The 20,040-nt window shown below is 59.0% G+C and carries 14 protein-coding genes; 6 read left to right on the top strand and 8 right to left on the bottom strand.

The annotated features are described in order from the left end of the window. Positions 1 to 403: 403 nt before the first annotated feature. Both istB and istA read right to left on the bottom strand, forming a co-directional pair. Positions 404 to 1,174: an IS21-like element helper ATPase IstB gene (gene istB / locus OKW28_RS01015; RefSeq protein ID WP_006397378.1), complete on the bottom strand. Its 771-nt coding sequence runs from the start codon at positions 1,172 to 1,174 to the stop codon at positions 404 to 406. After that, on the bottom strand, positions 1,171 to 2,835 hold the full coding sequence (istA, locus tag OKW28_RS01010; RefSeq protein WP_429443268.1) for an IS21 family transposase: 1,665 nt from the start codon (positions 2,833 to 2,835) through the stop codon (positions 1,171 to 1,173). The genes istB and istA overlap by 4 nt, the downstream gene beginning before the upstream one ends. Before the next feature lie 122 nt (positions 2,836 to 2,957). On the opposite strand from istA, the gene OKW28_RS01005 reads away from it, so the two are divergent. From OKW28_RS01005 to OKW28_RS00995, 3 genes are all read left to right on the top strand, one after another. Continuing rightward, positions 2,958 to 3,302 (top strand): LysR substrate-binding domain-containing protein, encoded by a 345-nt coding sequence (locus OKW28_RS01005; protein ID WP_429443265.1) that lies wholly within the window; start codon positions 2,958 to 2,960, stop codon positions 3,300 to 3,302. Positions 3,303 to 3,494: 192 nt separating this feature from the next. Further along, a complete protein-coding gene (locus OKW28_RS01000; RefSeq protein ID WP_429443139.1) occupies positions 3,495 to 4,625 on the top strand; it encodes an IS110 family transposase in 1,131 nt (376 codons plus the stop codon). Between the two features lie 253 nt (positions 4,626 to 4,878). After that, positions 4,879 to 6,033, top strand: a complete 1,155-nt coding sequence (locus OKW28_RS00995) for an IS110 family transposase (protein ID WP_429443138.1) — start codon at positions 4,879 to 4,881, stop codon at positions 6,031 to 6,033. A 716-nt stretch (positions 6,034 to 6,749) separates the two neighbouring features. Here the strand turns inward: OKW28_RS00995 and OKW28_RS00990 are convergent. The 3 genes from OKW28_RS00990 to OKW28_RS00980 all read right to left on the bottom strand — a co-directional run bounded on the left by OKW28_RS00990 (position 6,750) and on the right by OKW28_RS00980 (position 11,304). Next, entirely contained in the window at positions 6,750 to 8,006 is a 1,257-nt protein-coding gene (locus OKW28_RS00990) for a thiolase family protein (protein WP_429443136.1), read from the bottom strand. A 266-nt stretch (positions 8,007 to 8,272) separates the two neighbouring features. Continuing rightward, positions 8,273 to 9,454, bottom strand: coding sequence for a porin (locus OKW28_RS00985; RefSeq protein WP_131315440.1), 1,182 nt, complete (start codon positions 9,452 to 9,454; stop codon positions 8,273 to 8,275). An 899-nt stretch (positions 9,455 to 10,353) separates the two neighbouring features. Beyond that, positions 10,354 to 11,304 (bottom strand): LysR family transcriptional regulator, encoded by a 951-nt coding sequence (locus tag OKW28_RS00980; protein ID WP_429443134.1) that lies wholly within the window; start codon positions 11,302 to 11,304, stop codon positions 10,354 to 10,356. An 840-nt stretch (positions 11,305 to 12,144) separates the two neighbouring features. Here OKW28_RS00980 and OKW28_RS00975 point away from each other — a divergent pair. The 3 genes from OKW28_RS00975 (at position 12,145) to OKW28_RS00965 (ending at position 14,808) form a co-directional block, all read left to right on the top strand. Further along, complete coding sequence (locus tag OKW28_RS00975) at positions 12,145 to 12,597, top strand: MaoC family dehydratase (protein WP_131315769.1); 453 nt, start codon at positions 12,145 to 12,147, stop codon at positions 12,595 to 12,597. Beyond that, entirely contained in the window at positions 12,594 to 13,553 is a 960-nt protein-coding gene (locus OKW28_RS00970; protein ID WP_429443131.1) for an HpcH/HpaI aldolase/citrate lyase family protein, read from the top strand. The genes OKW28_RS00975 and OKW28_RS00970 overlap by 4 nt, the downstream gene beginning before the upstream one ends. Positions 13,554 to 13,641: 88 nt before the next feature. After that, on the top strand, positions 13,642 to 14,808 hold the full coding sequence (locus OKW28_RS00965) for an acyl-CoA dehydrogenase family protein (RefSeq protein WP_429443129.1): 1,167 nt from the start codon (positions 13,642 to 13,644) through the stop codon (positions 14,806 to 14,808). A 412-nt stretch (positions 14,809 to 15,220) separates the two neighbouring features. On the opposite strand, the gene OKW28_RS00960 is transcribed toward OKW28_RS00965, so the two are convergent. From OKW28_RS00960 to OKW28_RS00950, 3 genes are read right to left on the bottom strand one after another with little or no spacing between them, the layout of a single operon-like run. Then, on the bottom strand, positions 15,221 to 17,629 hold the full coding sequence (locus tag OKW28_RS00960) for an efflux RND transporter permease subunit (protein WP_429443127.1): 2,409 nt from the start codon (positions 17,627 to 17,629) through the stop codon (positions 15,221 to 15,223). Continuing rightward, on the bottom strand, positions 17,626 to 18,711 hold the full coding sequence (locus OKW28_RS00955; RefSeq protein WP_429443125.1) for a WD40/YVTN/BNR-like repeat-containing protein: 1,086 nt from the start codon (positions 18,709 to 18,711) through the stop codon (positions 17,626 to 17,628). Before OKW28_RS00955 ends, OKW28_RS00960 begins: the two co-directional genes overlap by 4 nt. A gap of 41 nt (positions 18,712 to 18,752) precedes the next feature. Further along, positions 18,753 to 20,018, bottom strand: a complete 1,266-nt coding sequence (locus OKW28_RS00950) for a DUF1329 domain-containing protein (RefSeq protein ID WP_429443123.1) — start codon at positions 20,016 to 20,018, stop codon at positions 18,753 to 18,755. Between the last annotated feature and the right edge of the window lie 22 nt (positions 20,019 to 20,040).

Genomic DNA, 20,040 nt, shown 5'->3' with positions numbered 1-20,040 from the left:
CCCAGTCTGGCGTTGACTGAGCCGGGACGAACGTTTCATGACCGCGTCAGCACGATCGCCGGGCAGCTAGCAATGCCAAATCGGAGGCGGCTTCATTCCGGGAAAGTGCAAAGGGGGTGGCGAGGGTATCATTGCGCGTCGCGACCGGCACAACGATCATCATACCGGCACTCCCTCGCCTGCTCCAGCGATACCCGGACCTGGGCTTTGACATTTCGGTGACTGACGAGCGAGCGGGTAGACCTCGTTTCGAACAATAATGACGTGGCCATCTGGGCGGCCGACATACCCGATACGGAGCTGGTCGCCAGGCCTATTAGTCCGAACCCGGACGGTCAGTTGAAACTCCCCCACTTATGGTCGCGCAAATTCCCCCACCCTGTGAAGCAGGACTAAGGGTTATTTAGCTGGTTTTCGATTTCCGTGCAAGCGTTTCAGCGGCTTCCTTGAGGCGGTAGCTGCGGCCGTCGAATTCAAGCAGGTGGCAGTGATGCATGAGCCGGTCGAGGATCGTGGTGCTCATCGTGTTGTCGCCCAGGTATGCGCCCCAATCCTGCACAACGCGGTTGGACGTGACGACAACGCTTCGATGCAGTTTGTAGCGTTGATGGATCAGCGTTTGCAGCAGTGCGCCAGCGGCGTCGGGTATCGTACGCGACAGGAACAGGTCATCCAGCACGAGCAGATCGCTCTCGAGGATGGCTCGCAGCCGGGCTTCGCGCTGGGCAGTCGGGCTCAGCGCGTAACGGTTAAAGAAGTCGTCGGTCTCAAGATACTGCACCTTGTGGCCTTGCAGGACGGCCTGGTAGGCGACGGCCTTCGCAACATGCGATTTGCCGGTGCCTGGTTTACCGATGATCAGCGCGTTGTCGCCGGCGGCGATGAACTTCAGCGTGTGCAGCTGGAAGCAGGCCTGGCGAGGCACTTTGGGATTGAAGGCCCAGTCGAATTCGGCGAGCGTGAGTTTCTCTTCGAGGCCGGAGAGCTTGTAGCGGCGTTCGATGAGCCGGGACTGGCGGCGATCCAGTTCGTCCTGCAGGATCAGTGCGAAGGTTTCAAGGAACGGCTGCTGGGAGCCCTGGGCCTGCAACACGCGCGTTTCGAGTGTGTCGCGCACGCCAGACAGGCGGAGCTGTCCGAGAGCCCGTTCGATTTCCGGTAACGTCATGGTCATGCCTGTGTTTCTCCAGTTGGAGGTTGAGGTTCGGCGCCGTGCTGCGCACCGAGGGTAAAGAGTTCGCCGTACTCGGCGGCAGGACGGATCAGCGGGTGATCCTGCGTAAGAGGTAGCTCTAGCTGCGGTGCCTGATCGAGACGCTCGAGTGCCTGTTCGAACAGCCGTTCGACGATCGCGCGCACCTGTTTGTAGCGGTAGACGTGATGACGCAACGCGTGATCGCAGGCCTGCTCGACGAGCCGGGCGGGATACTTCTTCGCCAGACCCACGATGCCCCACATGGCGCGATGGCCGACGCGACCTTCGTTATCGAACATGTGCTGGCACAGCGCCTTTGTTTGTGGCCCGATGTCGCCGGCGCTCGCGAGCAGGAAGGCGCTCTGGCGGGACGGATTGAACGGGCGTTCGTCTTCGGGCAATTCAAGCGAACCGGCCTGCAGGGCGCGAGGATGGGTGCGCAACAACGCCTGCGTACGGCGATCGCGAATCTCGATGGTGGAATCGTATATGCGCACTGAAACGAGACTGCCGATCGGTGCAGGTCGTGCCGCATAGTTGCTGCGATCGATGTTGACAGTGGTGTCGTCCCAGACGGTACGCACGACCTCCGTGAAGTAGCGAAAGCCGGTGGTCGGCAACGGCCGCAGATGCGGCCTCTTCTCCTGGAACATGGCCTCGACCTGTCGCCGGGTGCTGCCATGGATGCGTTTGGCCGCCCAGTTTGCCTCCCAGTGCATCAGGAATTCGTTCTGGGCTTCGAGCGACTCGAAACGGCGGCCGGCAAGCGCGGTGCCCTGCGTATGTTGAATCGCGTTCTCGACGGTCCCCTTTCGATTCGGGTCCCGCACACGTGCCGGATCGGCGACGACACCGTAGTGCTCAAGCATCGCCTCGTAGAGCCGGTTGATCCCGGGTTCGTACAGGTCGGGCGTGATGACGCCCTCCCGGAGGTTGTCGAGCACAACGTAGCTGACCGCTCCCCCAAAGTAACGAAAGGCTTCTTCGTGAAGCTGGGCCCAGACCTGCTTGCTGGACTTCCAGACCACGCGCCGGAAACTGCGCCGCGAGTACCGCAGGGTCATCACGAACAACCGCGGGCGTCGGTAGCGGCCGGTCTTCGGATCGCGGGTCAGTGCACCTTCGCCATAATCAACTTGAGCTTCTTCGCCGGGGGCGAACGCGAGACGGTCGAACTGCTCGGGATCAGTGTGGCGCAAGGCGCGCACGAAACGCTTGACGCTCTCGTAGCTCGCGGTGAATGCGAACTGATCGACCAGATCCTGATAGATCGCCTGCGCGTTGCGCCTCAGGCGGACCTGCTGTTCGATCCACTCGCGATGCGGTTCGCTTGCGGAGCGGGCGAAATTGAACGTTGTGGTCTTGCTGGAACCGTCGGTAGCCGGTGGTCGCGGCGGTGGGGGAGTTTGCGTGACGGCCGTTTCAGAGCCGGTGGTCACCATGGGGGAGTTTGCCGAAGCGGACTTCTCCGACTCGAACATCGCCTGATAGCGACGAATCGTCTTGCGGTCGATGCCCGTGAGCCGCTGGATCTGGCGCTGGCTCTTGTTGCGCTCGAGTAATGTGAATACGGTGCTTTGCAGGTGCGGCTTCAAGACGTTCACTCCCTGAACTCCTTCTTGTTCGAAGGAGACGAAGATAGACGTCCTGCAACACCTCTCCCGGCGGCTTTAGTGGCTCAGCCGACGGTCGTCAGGTGGGGGAGTTTGAAGTGACCATACCCGGAGGAATTTGACCGACCGCCGGGGGTCCGAACCGCCGCATTGTTTGCGGCTCGCCAGAATACTTTAGGCGACGAGGCGCTCAGAAGACACCTGACGACCTACGGGATCATGTCTGTCTGCTCTATGCGGCACGATCGTACGGCAATGTATGGGGATTTTCGAGGGATGGTGCACGACAGAAAGTTGCTGTCCACGGGAACCTGCGGTCCGACGATGGCCTGGTCTTACTCTCCGCCGCGTTGGCGGGCGCCGGCATTACCATGGTCCACGAGCGGATGGTCCGGCTGCCAAATATTAGGCGGTCAGCTGACGCGGGTGTTAGATGGTTATGTCGTCAGTCCGCGCGCTGCAGACTCGGAGTTGTATGCTGTTTGTCCAACTGATCGGGGTCTTCCACGGAAGGTAAGGATTTTTATCGACTTCTTGATCGAATTGTTCCAGCCAGTCAGTATGACTCCCCGTGAGGTGAGGCTAGCCGCCGTGCGGATCTAAGCGCGGGTTAGCATTGCTGCCAGAGCCGCATTGAGTGGGGACGGACCGCCACTCAACGGTCTGTTTCCGGCACGGAGGCTAGTATGCAAGACGATAGCACGTTGTACGTAGGGCTCGACGTTCACAAGGATTCGATCATGGTTGCCTATGCGGTCGGTATGAGCGACGTGGAGCTGCTCGGCAAGATCGGCACGACACAGATCGAAGTTGATCGCCTATGCAAGCGACTGCAGTCCAAAGCTCGACACATCTACGTGGTGTACGAAGCAGGTCCCTGCGGTTACGGCCTGTACCGACGGCTGATTGACAAGGGCTTCGACTGTATGGTGTGCGCGCCATCCCTCATCCCACGCAAGCCCGGCGAGCGGGTTAAGACAGACCGGCGCGACGCCATCAAGCTGGTGCGTTCGCTGAGAGCCGGTGATCTGTCCGCCGTGCACGTCCCCACGGTGGAAGATGAAGCATTTCGCGATCTGGCCCGTGCCTGGTCGTCCGCGAGAGAAGACCTCAAGCAGGCGCGATGCCGGCTGAAATCGTTTCTGCTCCAGCATGGTGTGAATTACCTTGGCCGCGCGGACTGGGGACCAACCCATCGACGCTGGTTGAGCACATTCGCCTTCGACAGCGGCTGGCAACAACTGGCATTCAACGAACACCGCCGTACGATCGAGGATCGCCTGGCGCAATGCGAACGACTGGAAACCGCGCTGCGTGAAGCGGTTGCAGGCTGGCGTTTTTATCCTGCCGTACTCGCTCTGCAAGCAATGCGGGGCATCAACTTCACGTCGGCTGTGGGCCTCGTGTCTGAGCTGGGCGATCTGTCGCGCTTCGAACACCCGCGGCAGTTGATGGCGTGGCTTGGTGTAACGCCGTCAGAACATTCGTCAGGAGGCAAACGGCGGCAAGGAAGCATCACAAAGACAGGAAACAGTTACGCGAGAAAGCTGCTGGTCGAGTCCGCGTGGAGCTACCGGCATCCGGCGCGCGTGAGCATCGATATTCAACGCCGGCATGAAGGTATTCCAAAAGCGATCATCGATCGGGCGTGGGACGCGCAATTGCGCCTGTGCCGGCGATACCGGAAGCTGCAGGCCAGGGGAAAGATTGCCCACGTTGCCATCGTTGCGGTCGCACGAGAACTGGCCGCTTTTATCTGGGACATTGGGCGGCTGGGCATGGCCTTGGCAATACCTCACTGTGGTCAGCTAGCCTAACTTTCTGCGAAGCATGTACCCGGTTCAACGAAAGGAGAGTTTCCTGAGGGCGGCGCAGCCCGGTATTCGAGCAACCCGCGTCCTCTTTTAGCAACGGCATCAGGTCGACTTGCGAAGCAAGTCAGCGGCAGGCTCATGAGACGGACCACAGTAATGCGGTATCCAACCCGCGAATATCAGATCCTATGAGCGAGGCCCTCGACAAGCTGACGCCTAAAATCAGCTTGCTAAGGTTTGCTCACAGGAGAACATCATGCGTACCAATCAGGCATACACGGGTAGTGGTGACGTACCGGTGCTGGCAGTATCGCTGGAACTGGCGGCGGCCAAATGGAAAGTCGCGCTTCACGATGGCAGGCGCGAGAAGCCGGCCGTGCACACGGTCGCACAGCCGCAGGCCGCGGCGCGTCTGCAGGCGGTGCTGGACCTGATCGAAACGCACAAGGAGAAGTGGTCGCTGCCGGCCGGCGTGCGCATCGTCGTGAGCTACGAGGCCGGACAGGACGCATTCTGGATCTATCGCGCGCTGCAGGCGCACGGCGTCGAGTGCTATGTCGTCGATCCGGCCAGCATCCCCGTCGAACGTCACAGGCGGCGCGCGAAGACCGACCGGCTCGATGTCATCAAACTCGTGGTAAACCTGCGCGCGTGGCTGCGCGGCGAGCGCGACCGCATGCACGTGGTGCATGCGCCGTCACCGGAGGACGAGGCATCGCGCCACCTGATGCGCGAACGCGGGCAACTGCAGAAGGAAGTCCTGCAGCACCGCGACCGGATGCGCAAGCTGCTGGCCACGCTCGGCTGCTGGGATGCGGTCGATCACCGGGCCTTCGCCGACCGGCTCGAGCGCGAAGAGGTGCGCTGCCACGACGGTGCGCCGTTACCGCAGGAGATGCGTGAGCGGTTACTGCGCGAGTGCGAACGGCTGGCACTCGTCGAACAGCAACTTGCCGCGCTGGAGAAGACGCGACAGACAAACGTACCAGCTCCGGCGCGCCAGCGTTGCGATGCGCTGGCGCGCCTGAAGGGGATTGGCGAAGTAGGCGCTTCGCGCCTTGCCCTCGAGCTGTTCTGGCGCGACTTCAACAACCGCCGCGAAATCGGTGCGTGCGTCGGGCTGGTGCCGCAGCCCTACGACAGTGGCGAAAGCCAGGTCGACCAGGGCATCAGCAAACAGGGAAACCGGCGGGTGCGCGCGCTGCTGATCGAGATGGCGTGGACCTGGCTTCGCTACCAGCCTGGCAGCGCATTAGCGAAATGGTTTGATCAGCGCACACAGGGTACGGGACCGAACCGACGCGCGCGACGGATCGCCATCGTCGCGGTCGCGCGACGTCTTGCCATTGCGCTGTGGCGCTATCTGAAAGACGGAGTCATTCCCGAAGGCGCGCACCTTAAGTCAGCTTGAGTCGATCTGGTTTCGCAGGAAGGAGGTAAAGGTTCGGCTAGGCAGTTACGCAGCAAACACGGTTGGAGTGAACATGCCCGTGATCACACTGGGTTGCTGAAGCAACCGAATACTTTCAGATGGGGCATGTGTTCCCGGGATTGATTCCGGCGTAACGCGCATGCAGGATAAGGCTGGTGACACGCCAGCGGATAGAAGGCGGTGAGATGCTGGTTCTTCTCACGAGCGCAAGGGCGGCTTCAGACCAAACACAAGGAGACACGTTATGAAAACTTCGCAAAAACGATCTTGAGCGAGTCCGGACATGAAGCATGACACGCACCGTAGCAACGGTTGCCTTAAGGGAGAACCTGTCTCGTGATGGCCGTGGGCCACAGTGCCAATCCAAGGAAAGCCCTTGACAATCTGATGCTCATAGAAGCGTGATCCACCGTCGAGAGTTACTGCTGCGCCGCCCTCAGGAAATTCGGAACGAAAGTGAACACCAAGTTCAAAACCAATCCCGATTGACACCGGGAGTCATATCAGAAGAGGCGACTGCCAGAGCAGCCGCTGTACTGGGGCCGGACTCCACGCATGGCAGGTACCGCGGGCCATGAGGGTCGGCCGCAAAATCGTGCTTACGCCAACATATCATGTGGGGTGACCGTGCCAATTTTCGTGGCACGGGTCACTAGGTCTTAGACGAATGGAGCGATATCAGGTCGCGGAGCTGGCTACTTGATCAGAGGCCCGAGCACGTGAACAGCCGTGGCGGCATCTTCGACGCCAAGCAATCCACCCCCATTTTCGATGATGCCGAAGCGAGCGCCTGCCACTTGCCCGGAACCCGCTTCACCACGAAGTTGTGTCACTACGTCGTGGATCATCACCAGCCCGGTACCACCAATGGGATGTCCCTTCGAGATGAGGCCACCTGATACATTGATCGGGATTCGGCCACCCAGTGAGGTTTGACCGGAAACGCCCAGCGGTCCACCTTCGCCACGGGCGCAAAACCCCAGGTTTTCGGATTGCAACACCTCGGCAAACGCCGTTGCATCATGTAATTCGGCAAGGCTCATGTCTTCCGGGCCTACACTGGCTTGCTCATAAGCTTTGCGTGCGGCGATCAGTCCCGAGTGGCGTTCATAATCGTCCGGATCACGATCCGAGCTGCTTACGATTACGGAAGCCGCCACCTTGACCGCGCGGCGTGAACCGAGTTGCTTCAGCGCCTTTTCACTAACCAGCACAGTGGCGGCGGCGCCGTCGCTAATGGGTGAGCACATTGAGCGCGTGAGGGGCCACACGACAGGAGCATCGTTCAGAACCTCCTCGGTTGTCATAGGCTTGCGATACTGAGCGCGCGGATTATGAACCGAGTGGCGGTGATTTTTGGCAGCGATTGCGGCGATCTGCTCAGCAGTGGTACCGAATTTTGCCATGTGCTGACGCGTCAGGCCGGCGTAGATATCCATAAAAAAGCTTCGTCCGGGTGCGCCGATTCGCATGTCGTCTTCCACCCCGGGCGGCACAGCCGACTTGCCGAGATTTGCCAGGCGCTCAAACGTTTCATTGACGAGATGAACATCCGTTCCGCCATTGAACGCCTTGAACATTGCTTCCTTTTTGTCGGGATAAAAGAGCTTATCTGCACCCACAGCGAGCACGACGTCATGCTGGCCGGCCAAGATGCTCATCATGGCTTGGTTGAAAGCCGTGCTGCCGCTGGCACATGCGTTCTCCACATTGATAATGGGAATGGTTTGGACTCCAATAGCCTTCAAGGCGCATTGGCCACGGATAGAATTTTGTCCCTCCATTTGACCTTGACGAGCGTTGGCAAACCACGCGCCCTGCACGTCTGCGAGTTCCAACTGGGCGTCCCGCAGTGCTAAATTGACCGCTTCGCGAACGAGATCTTTGACCGACTTGTCCACGAACTTCCCAAGGTTCGTCATTCCGACGCCCACCACATACACACTAGTCATTGGTATTCCGTCCTTTCATATGGACCAAGAAGTCGATTTCTCTGAGCTATTTCGGGAGAAGACGTTAGCTGTTAAGAGACCGCTGCGCTTCTGCGGCTTAAGACAACAACCACGCTTCGATTTTAGGCGCCTGCTGTCGGGGTGGGCCGCCCATGAGCTGACAAGGTTCTTTGTCCTCGATGCAAAGCCGCCTATGGGGTGAAGAAGCTAATCGACCGCGTCGCGCAGGCGCGCGAACCTTCTGTCCGGATATCGGCCCCTCGTTGTCAGAACTTGTGCCGAATCGCGACTCGAATTACCGCCTGGTGATTGGACGTAGAAGGTGTGACGGTATTAATCGACGCGACAGCGCTCTTTCCTGTGGAATCGGTGCCGCTCGCCTTTTGATATATCGCCAGAGCGTATACGTCCGTCCGCTTAGAGAGGAAGTAGTCAATGCCGAGCCCACCCTGGTTGTATGTCGCATGATCTGCTCCGTTGGCGCCGCTATTCCGGGAGTAAACGTAAGATGCGCCAGCCAGCAATGCAGGCGTGATTTGGTATTTGAAGCTCAGTTCGGCATTATTGAAGGTGGCGGTGCCACTGATACCGCTTGCCGGAACGGGACCTGATGATTTATCCCCGAGTGACATGTACTTTGCGTTTGAATATGTGGCTCCAATGGTCGCTGCTCCCAGTGTGTATGCCGCCCCTGCGGCAATGACTTGCTGTGTGTGCGCCGACGCATACGCGGAAATAACAGGCGATGACCCGAAATTCGAACCGGGTACACCTCCAACGGTCGCTGCGACTGTACCGCCGGCGCCATAGAACGATGTGTTCGGATTGCGCACGTTGAGATATCCAACGCCAAGTTGCAATGGCCCGTTTGAATACCCGGCTCCGAGAGACCAGATCTGATTGCGACTAACGTTGCCAGCTACACCTCCGACTGCATACACACCACCGAACCTGAGGCCACCAAAGCTGTCGCTCGTGTATTTGATGGCGTTGTTTGTTCGATTGGTGTTGTTGAAGTTATCGGTATCGCCCGGGTGCGCGAGGAACGAACCACCCCATTGCTCAGCTGCGCCCAGGGGGCCGACGTAATCCACGACTGAATCATATTGGCGGCCAGCCGTCAGTGTGCCGTATGGGCTCGACAAGCCTACATAGGCTTGTCGTCCGAACATAAGGCCCCCTTGTCCAAGTTTGCCAGTGTTGACGTCATACCCGTTTTCCACGACGAAGATCGCCGAGATGCCGCCGCCTAGGTCTTCTTTTCCACGCAGTCCAAAGCGGGATCCCTGCAACTCGCCGCTCGACAGATAGTATTGACGCTTCCCGTCCGAATTGCTGTTGAAGTTAAAACCCTCGTCGATAAGTCCGTAGAGGGTTACGCTGCTTTGCGCCAACGCAATACTGCTTGTCATACCCAGCAATACTCCCGCAGCAAGACGCTTTTTCATGCTTGATCTCCATTGACTTATAGGTTTGACGCGATCTCCCTATCGTTACGGAGTCGACAGAGGAGAGAAAAGAGTGCTGCGCGGATGCAGACAGTCGAACCGAGGAAGAATGAGATACGCGAAAAGGCCGGCAAAAGTACCGATTCCAACCGCGCATGGGGAGATGCAAGCGGTCCATTGCGAGGGACGTCGCTGTGTCGCCAGCAGGTGCAGCTGGACGTTGTCTCCAAATCATTTTGATATCCTTAATTGGACGGCAAAGGGACAATACGCAACGGAACGCTCTCTTTGGCAGCAGGCTCTCGCCTCCGCAAGTCGATTAAATGCATCCATTCCGACGATGCAATCACCTGAACTTTCAGCGGTGAGTTATTGTCCAAACCGGTACTGACAAGCTTACTAGATGATCGACGATTGGTCTTTGCGCTATGCGGCAAGGTTCTTATCAGGAATCGAAGTGTCGGCGGGAATATCGTTCTCGCCAGCGCGATCCAGTGATGGGAAGCCTCGCTAAAAGTCGGTGTTCTCGCTCGTCGGGAAGAACCCTTTTCGTCGCCATGGAAGGCCAACTGCGCGATTTTGCGATGGAAAAGGTTTTCTGACCGCGCGCCGTGTTGGCCAACGGCGAGCCAACTGCTGGAACCTTTCGCGGTTAGCAATTCTTGGAAGATACCGCCTGATCACGGCGAAAGGCGCTACAGTAAGGGCAAGGCTGGGGGTGGGCGCCGGGGACGTGAAGAATGAACCCAAATCTGGAGATGGCGTTTCTGGGTTGCAGGCATTCCCCAAGGGCGATGGAGTGGGCCGGCTGATAGGAGGTTCGCTTTGTTATCCGTTGCAGAGGTGCTTCTCAGATCAATACGTTTGCGGATGAGTAACCATTTGGAATCACTATTGACTCAATTTGGCGGACCGTCGGCCAACAAGCGAGGAGCTTCGACTAAAGAATCCGCGCCTTTGAACAGATGGACAAGAAAGTCGACAAAGATGCGAACCTTGCGTGAAAGACCGCGGCTGTTCGGATATACGACGTACAATTCGGAATCCTCTGCTCGTGGTCGCACGGTATAATCGCCCATCATCCTGGCAAGTTCACCTCGAGATACTGGAAGCCGAACCGTCCATTCCTGCGCTACGAGGATACCGATGCCTGCTATAGCCGCGGAAATCAGCACCAGACCATTGTCCGATCGAAGATTGCCGTTGACCTCGATATCTTCCCGCGTGTCGTCCTTTGTGAACTCCCATATGTTGCCGTAAGAGCGCGCTGCGTAGAGCAAGCAATTATGGTGGCGCAGGTCTTCTGGTGTCTTGGGAACGCCGTGGCGCTCAAAGTAGCTGGGCGAGGCACAGACGATCCGTTCACTGCGAGTCAGGCGCCTCGCGACAATTTCCGCGTCCGGTATATGGCCCATCCAGACAGCGACGTCTATATTGTTTGCTATAAGATCGGGTCGCTCATCCGTCAACGAGATATCGAAACCCAACTCCGGATACTGATCGACAAGACGGGGGAGGGCGGGAACGATAATCGTGGTGCCCGTTGAGACTCTCAAGGATACTCTCAGGACTCCCTTGACGCTTTCCTGGAAAGACGTAGCTTCTGATTTCGCGTTGCTCAGGTCTTTCGAGATGGTTCGAACGCGCTCAAAGAATATTCTCCCGGGCTCGGTCAGCGACAAACTGCGTGTGCTGCGGTTAAGAAGCCGTATGCAAAGCTCTTCTTCAAGCGACTGGACTTGTCTTGCGACAGCACTGATGGAGGAGTCGGTGCAACGGGCGGCCGCCGAAAAACTTCCGGCTTCGACCACTTTGATAAACGTTTGGATCCGTGTGAAGTCGTCCATCATCCAGCCTGGATGTCCATATAGAAGAGATTACTTGTCAATGAAGCGCAGTCGCGAATGGAAACGTTTCCGCTCCGACTTGCATTTCATTTCGACAGCAGACCTTCATCACCGCTCCTTGTCAACGGGGACTCTCCCTATAAGCCGGGCCGTCGTAGGCGGGGCGGGCAATCCAGACGACGCTTCAGGCGGGGACATCGCTTGAAGCATGACAAATGGTGGGGTTCGTCTTTAGACGTGCGCGCGTCCTGACACGAATGCTTGCGCGTCAGACGCTCCTTGTCGCATTCGTGCGGCCCTGTCCCAGCCTCGCGCCGTATCGCTGCCGCGATATCGCTGACGGACGTCGATAGCGGCAGAGGCTGCCGCTTCGGCTGGGCAAAATTGCGATGCGCGCGCAACTTCCGGTTGCGGCAGATTATTGCGGCGCAATAATGACGTCGGACGAGTTCGCTTATGACGCGGGCGATGCGCGGCTGGCATCTTCTTTTTCGCGGGTGGTTGGAGCGAAAGCTGCGCATGGGCGACGCGGGGGTTGGCCGGATTTTTGCGATAGATGACAAGCACCTTGGCCGGAAAATCGCTGCGAGATTCTGGACTCAGCCGTAGTGCATTGGTACGCTGTTCTGAACAGCAAGAGGCTATCTGTTTGTAAGAACCGTGATGCAAATGCACCATTTGTAGGCGATCGGTGAGAAGCGAAGCAGGGACGAGTGCCTCGCGCGCGTGTTCCCGACCATTAATGGGTTTTGGGGCCTTTCGGGGCGCGAGACGCGTCGGATCAAGAGTTTTCTCGTGCTGCCTCGCTTTTTCGAGGAGGCCGAGCAACCTGGGGACCGGGTGATGGCAGGTTTGTTTTATGAAGAGTTCGAAGTCGGCCGGGTGTTCGAGCATGCGTGGTCTCGCACCGTGACTGAAATGGACAACGTTCTTTTCAGTTGTCTGACGCTAAACGTCCAACCGCTACACATCGATTCAGACTTCGCGGCGAAGACAGAGTTCGGTAAGCCCTTGGTCAACAGCCTTTTTACACTGGGGCTCCTCATTGGCATGACGGTCAACGACACGACGATCGGAACGACCGTTGGCAATCTGGGAATGCGCGAGGTGACGTTTCCAAACCCGGTATTTCACGGCGACACAATCCGGGCACGGACCACTGTGCTCGATACGCGCGAAAGTAAATCCCGGCCCAACGCCGGACTCGTCGAGTTCGAGCATGTGGCGGTCAAACAGACAGGGGACGCAGTGTGTCGATGCGTTCGCACTGCGATGATGCGAAGGAAAGCGGAATGATTCGCTCATTCATGTTTGTGCCGGCCGACAGCGAACGAAAACTCGAAAAATCTCTCGCAAGCGCGTCCGACGCGTTGATTTTCGATCTGGAAGATTCTGTTGCCACTAGCAGGAAGGCCGAGGCAAGGTCATGCCTGCACAGATTTCTTTTGCAGCACCGGGGGCGAATCGACAAGCCCGTGTATGTTCGGGTTAACGATCTGACCTCGGGCATGACAGTGAATGACCTCGCAGCGGTCATGCAGCATCGGCCCGATGGTATCGTCCTGCCGAAGTCCATAAGCGGTGAGGACGTTCGATGTCTTAGCTACTACCTGGACGTCTTTGATGCGGTAAATAGCCGGACGGGATCACCGACAAGGATTCTCCCCATCGTCACGGAGACCGCTTCATCACTCTTTGAATTTGGGTCCTACAAGAACGCGTCGCCTCGACTCATGGGCCTGATGTGGGGGGCCGAGGATCTCTCGGCCGACATAGGCGCGACGCGCCGAAAATCGAGCGGGCGCTGGACAGGGGCGATTGCGCATGCGCGATCGCTCTGCCTGATCGCGGCGGCGAACGCGGGCGTACCAGCAATCGATGCAATCTCAGCGGAGATTGCGGATTTGCGGGTCGTCGAAAGCGAGGCGCTGGAAGCCAAGCAAGACGGATTTGCAGCGAAGGCCGCCATTCATCCTTCTCAGGTCTTCCCGATCAATGATGTGTTCACGCCGTCCGACGAAGAGCTCCGGTGGGCACACCGAGTCATCAGCGCATTCAATGATGGAAGCGGCGTTGCAACGCTAGACGGGAAGATGCTGGACCGACCGCACAAGAGGCTCGCAGAAAGGCTCCTCGCCGCATGCTCAGGGCAGCAAATCGATGTCGCACACCAGCGACCACGAACTTTCGCAGACGAGAGTATCAACGCGACTGACGCTCCGCACAATCGACCTGTCAGTGGTCTGCGCTGACGCAGACCGGTTGCCGTCCAGATAACGAATGACATTTCAAGCGGGCCGCACGTGAACGGCCACGACACGATCCAAGGAGTTTTAGTTTATGAACTTCGATCTTAACGAAGATCAGTTGTCAATTCAGTCGTCGATCGAAAGGATCTGTGAGGAATTCGACGATGAATACTGGCTGGAGCGCGATCGCAACGGGGGCTTCCCTCATGAGTTTTACCGAACGCTGGCGGAAAACGGTTGGCTCGGCATTGCCATGTCCCCCGACTACGGCGGTGCGGGACTGGGCATGACGGAAGCGGCCTTAATGATGCGAACTATTAGCGCGTCGGGGGCGGGCCTATCGGGAGCTTCGGCCGTACACATCAATATTTTTGGTCTTAACCCGGTGCAGGTGTTCGGAACCGACGAGCAGAAACAAAGATTCCTGTCTCCGCTCATTAAAGGAGAGGACAAAGCCTGTTTCGCAGTGACAGAACCGGACGCCGGACTTGATACAGCCCACCTGAAGACTCAAGCAGTGCTAGACGGCGATCACTACGTCATCACGGGAAGAAAGATCTGGATTTCGACCGCACAGGTGGCTAACAAGATGCTGATCATTGCGCGTACGACCCCGCTCGATCAGCTCGCGAAACCGACTGACGGGTTGAGTCTCTTTTACACCGACCTCGACCGCAGTCGTGTGGAGGTTCGGGAAATCGAAAAGATGGGCCGCAAGGCCGTCGATTCCAATATGTTGTTCATCGACGGATTGCGGGTTCCGAAGGCGGACTTGATCGGCGTCGAGGGACAAGGCTTCAAATACTTGCTGCACGGGCTCAACCCCGAACGCATTCTGATTGCAGCAGAAGCCATTGGTCTCGGGCAAGCAGCGTTGCGGCGCGCTACTCAGTACGCAAAGGAGCGGGTTGTATTCGGTCGTCCAATCGGGCAAAACCAGGCAATTCAACATCCCCTTGCACAAGCGTGGATGCAACTGGAGGCGGCCAACCTGATGGTGTTGAAGGCCGCGACCCTGTACGACGCAGGGAAGCCCTGCGGTGCGGAGGCGAACAGCGCCAAATATCTCGCTGCTGAGGCGGCTTTCCAGTCCTGCCAGACAGCGATCGCTACGTTGGGCGGAATGGGGTATGCGAAGGAATACCATGTCGAGCGTTACCTCCGGGAGTGCATGATCCCTCGGCTGGCGCCCGTGAGTCCCCAAATGATCATGTGCTTTATAGCCGAAAAAGTGCTGGGTTTGCCCAAGTCCTACTGAACTTAGTGAGCCCGCCATACCTCGACGAATTCCGCTGGCGGTAGCGGAGGTCTCGTCGCGCTTGCAATGTTGAAGAAGCGTCCAGCACGCGCAAGCCATAAGAGTAGGTGGGCGGGGGCAGTGGTCAGTGGCGACACTGAAACTTACCGTTTCGGCTTACCGATGATGCTTGGCAAGCTACCGTAGGGCACGGCCTTGAAGCACGGGCAGCGGTGCGAATCACGCGCGCGCGGATTGGGTGCGGACGCGGACGCGTCCCGGGCCGCAACCGCATGGGCTACGCCGCGACCTGATATTAATTGCGGCGCAGTTATCGAGCAGCAGGCGCGTGCTTGTTGGGACCGTCTTTACGTCGGTGAGCGACGGGTAGGGGACTTTGATCACGGCCAGTGCCTCGCCGCGACCGACGCGCTTACACGCGTTTCAGTTTTGCTCGGCCTAGCATCCGGTGGTCCACGTCGGTGCCGCGCCCTTCCGTCTCTATCCCGGTCTTCGGTTTGCCGACGACGAATTCAGGCCTGAACACGTAGACGAGCGCCGGCATGATGAACAGCGCACTGAACGCCGACACGAACAGCCAGATTCCCATCAGCAGGCTCATCTCGGCCTGGAAGCGCAGGGACGACATCGACCAGAGTCCGACCGCGGCCGTCAGCGTCAGCGCGGTAATCAGCACGCCCTTGCCCGCCGTGCGGATCGCGTGCTCGATCGCACGCTTCAGGTCGTTGTGATGATGCAATTCCTCGCGGATTCCGTCGACCACGTAGAACGTGTAGTCGACGCCGAGGCCGATCCCGAGCGCGGCGACCGGCAGCGTGCTGAGTGTCATGCCGATGCCTTTCCATGCCATGAAGCTGAACGTTACTGTGTTCGACAGCATCACGGGGATCATGAAGAAGATGCCGGCACGCGGCGTGCGATACGCGACCGCGCAGCAGATCACGAGCCAGAGCAGCGCGAGCGCGACGCTTTCGACCTGGCCGGACAGAATCACTTCGTTCACTGCTGCGGTGACGCCGATTATCCCGCCGGCCAGCAGATACTTGCCGTGCTGTACCGGGTTGTCCGCGATGAATTCCTTCAGCCGTTGCATCGCGGTCCGGATCGTATCGCCGCGGTGATCCTTGAAGTAGAACGTGACCGACCCTTTACGCGCCTGTGGATCCATGTAGCGTCCTGCCTCGCCTGCATCGGGGCCCCACATGTAGATCAGCTCGCCGTTCTCATTGCGGGTCTTGCCGAGCCGGTCATAGCGCGGGTTGTCCTCGTGCAGGATCTGGTTCACGGCTGGCAGCACGTCGGCGATGGACAGGCTGCCACCGATCTCCGGTTGCGCGCCCATGTAGCGCTGCATTGCCTCCATGCTCTGCAGAACCGACGGCTCCTTTATCGCGTCCTGGCCATCGCCCTCGAATACCGTGTACATGCGATCGGTACCTTGGAACTTGCCGTTGATCGCAGCCGAGTCGACGTTATAGCGCGACTTCTGCCACAGGATTGGCGAGCCGGCGTCCGCATCGCCGACGTGCAGGTTGAACGCATAGACGCCCGATACGATGAAGACGATGGCAGCCAGACCGATAATCCCGTAGCGAAGCTTCGAGGTTGCGACCGACACGCACAGATCGAGCACGCGATCGAACAGCGGCAGCACGTCGAATGGATGAGCGTGACCTTGCGGCTTACGAACCCACGATAGCAAGATCGGCGTCATCAGGCACGCGGTGATCGCGATCGTGAGCACCCAGACCGTGCCGACGATCGCCACCTTCTGCATCAGCGGAATCGGCGTGAGCACGACGACGATCATGCAGCCCGCATCCGCTATCACGCCGAGCATGCCGGGCTTGAAGAGCTGCAACATCGCGGAGTGTGCGGCCGCCTGGCTCGAGACGATGCCGGCCGCGACCTCGTCGCCGAATCTCGAAACGAGTTGAACGGAATGCGAGATCGACCGCGCGGTGATCAGGAACGCGATCACGATCACGAGCGGATCGAAGTTGAAGCCGAACAGCTTTGCCGAGCCGAGTGCCCAGATCGCGCTCGTTGTGCCGGCCAGCAACGGCAGTATCGTGCCGCGCCAAGTGCGCATGATGACGAACAGCAGCGCGGCGAGGAATGCGATCGTCATCAGGAAGATCTTTAGGGTCTCCGGCACGTAGTGCGTGACCCAGCCGAACAGGATCGGCTCGCCGACGAGGCTCACCTTCACGGAGCCGCCCTGTACCGAGTTCGTCAGTTTGTATAGCTGATCGTAGATCTGCTTGTAGTCAAGCTCGCTCTCGTAGAAGTCGACAGTGATCAGCGCGGCCTTCAGATCCTGCGAAACGTATGTGCCGTAGACGAGCGGATTGTTGAGGACGGATGCCTTCAACCCGTCGAGGGCCGCCTGCGTCTGCGGCACATCCGGGAACATCACGGGCTTCGATTCGATCGAGTCGGTCGAGCCGCGGATCTCTTTGAGCTTCGGCGACGCGATCGAAATGATCTGCATCGGATTGACGCCCCGAACGAGCGCCAGGTCCGTCGTGATCTTCTTGATCTTGTCGAGCACGTCCTTCTGGAAAATCGTGCCGTGATCGGCTTCGAGCATGATGCTGACGACGTTCGATCCGCCGAACTGCTCCTTGAAACGCTCATGCACCTTCACGTATTCGTGCGTACGCGGCAGCAGATCGTCGAAGACGGTCTTGATCTCGATCCGAGACGCAAAGAGCGCCATCAGCGCCGTCAGGACCACGTAGATAACAGTCACTGCGACGCGGCGGCGCAGGCAGAACGCCACGAACCTCTCTAGCTTGGAAAAGTCTTCGTCTTTCATGCGTGCTCTCCAGCTTTTTCAGACACGGCCGCCGATTTCAGGCCGTTCATCGGGAATGAAACGAAGCGGCTGCCGGACAGCAGATACCGGCCGCGATACGGCACGATCGCCGTATACCAGTGCCGATCGTCGGGTGTCAGGCGCGTCCCGCGCCAGTGGTCGCCATCGGCATCCCCGACCGCGATGACGCCTTTCGTGCCGGCCGCGATCCACCGTTCGCCGTCCCAGACCACGCACAACAGATGCTCCGTTCTGCCGCGCTGGTAAAGCGTCGTCGATCCATCCGACGTCTGCGGCGAGCCGCCGGCTTGGGGTTGATCGGGCAGCTCGAACGGCTTTTGCACCCACGTCTGGCCGCCGTCGTGAGACGCGAGAATCACGCCGTTTAGGCCGACGGCCACGCCGTCCTTCGCGCTCTTGAACGACACCGACATCAGGCTGCTCTTGAGCGGGCTCGTGACCTCGCGCCACGACCGGCCGTCGTCGTTCGACAGGAGGATGCGGCCGCGTTCCCCCACGATCCAGCCGTGTCCGTCTCGCAAGCCGACGTCGTTCCAGGCCTCGTCCTCTTCAGACCGCACCGAGACCCAGTGCCGGCCGTAATCGGTCGACCTCACGATGACTCCGCCCTCGCCGACGGCGATCGCGTGCCCGTCGGGTTCGGTTTTGACCCGCATCAGCTTGTTGGCGATCTTGGATTTCGGGGTATCGACGGGCTTCCACGACTTGCCGCCGTCGTCGGTGATCAGTGCGACGCCGTCGTCGCCGACGGCGATCGCACTCCGGTCGTCCCATGCCGCCACGTCCTGCAGCGCGACGCGCGCCGGATCGTTCGCGTATTGCCAAGTGCGGGCGGCATCCATGCTATCGAGAATCTTCCCGTTATTACCCACGAGCCAGATCTTGCCGTCGGGTTGAACCGCGGTCCCGTACAGGCGATCGCTTCGTTCAAAAGGGGGCCGTGGGACGGCATTACCCTTCGGCTCGGGCTTGATGAAGAGCCCCGCGTAAAGCAGCCCTCCGATGATGATGAACGGAGAGGCTGAGCCCGCGAGACGATACAAACGTCGCATAACCATCATTCACTTGCTCCGGATAACAACGGTGACTCCGGTTTCCCGGGTTACTGGTAGGACTCCAACGCGTTGGGCGCGTAATCGCTCCCGCTGCGATCGCGATCAAACACCGGATCGACGACGAAGAAGTCGGTCGCATGATGCGCCTTGTAGTCGACGAACGTACCGATCGCCGGCGACATGTACTTGATGCCCGACTTCTTGCCGACCACCTGTCCCGCGCTTTGCATGAAGGTGCGCCACGGTTCGCCCTTCTTGTCGTACACTTCGCCGCGATACGCGATGAACAGCTTCGAGTCGACGTACACCACCTTCTTTCCGTACGGGTGCTCGGCCGGCGGCGTCGCTTCGATTACGTAGACTTCGCGCGGCGTCATGGGCGTGACGACGTTCCAGTACGGCGCTTCCTTCGAATCGATGTTCGGCCACTCGCCTGCCGTCCCCGACTTCGACGAATCGTGTTGCACCTTCGTATCGAGGCCGGCGAGAATCCAGCGCTTACCAATCAGCTTGTTGCTTACGTATTGCGACGGGCGTGCGTTGTATACGTAGATGTCATCGTCGAGGAAGTCGAAGCCGCCGACCGGATCCATCCACGCGTTACCTGACAGGCGGCGTACGCGGCGTGCCGACTTGATGTACACGAACTGGTCCTCGAGCTTGCCGTTCACGTCGTAGCGCGTCGTGAAGGTGCCGGTGCCCTTGATGTCTTGCGGCGATGTCGCGACGAAAATCGTCTTCGTGATCCAGTCGTCGTTGTCGAGCGTCGGGGCGTTGCCCAGGCGGCCGCGATTGCGCAGGCGGTCGAACACCCAGTCCTGTGACGCCTCGAAGCCGCCGGAGTTGAACGTCACGAACGCGACGTGCGCGTAGAAGTCGCGCGGATAGGTCGGCGAGCCATAGTAGTAATCCCACATGACCTTCTCGCCGGCGTCCGCATCGCTTTCGCTGATGGTCGGGAACGGCACGCCGGCTTTGTAACCCGTGACGGTGCGAGTCTTCGGATCGTATTGGACGCTGCTGGAGTATTTCTGTGTTGCTTCCTTCCAATTCGGATCGACCGAAGCATCCGCTTTCGCCAGCGGAATTTTTACGTTCGAGTTGCGAATTTCCCAGGCCATCCGGTCAGTGAGCAGGCTCTCGATGGTGTGGCCTTCGAACGTGTCGTTCTTGATCTGGTCGAGGTTTGCCTTGCTGATGACCGTGCCCGCCGGCAACTCGGCCGCGAGCGCCGTCGAGCCCGTCGCGACGAACGTCGTGGCGATCAGTGCGGCGATACAGGAAGTCATCGGCCGTTTAATGGATTTCTTCATGATGATTCGTCTCCGATTTTGT

Origin of the sequence: Paraburkholderia sp. 40, assembly GCF_050434105.1 — a bacterium.
Taxonomy (GTDB): domain Bacteria; phylum Pseudomonadota; class Gammaproteobacteria; order Burkholderiales; family Burkholderiaceae; genus Paraburkholderia; species Paraburkholderia tuberum.
The sequence above is the reverse complement of the archived record's forward strand: the minus strand, read 5'-3'. Positions and strand labels throughout refer to the sequence as shown.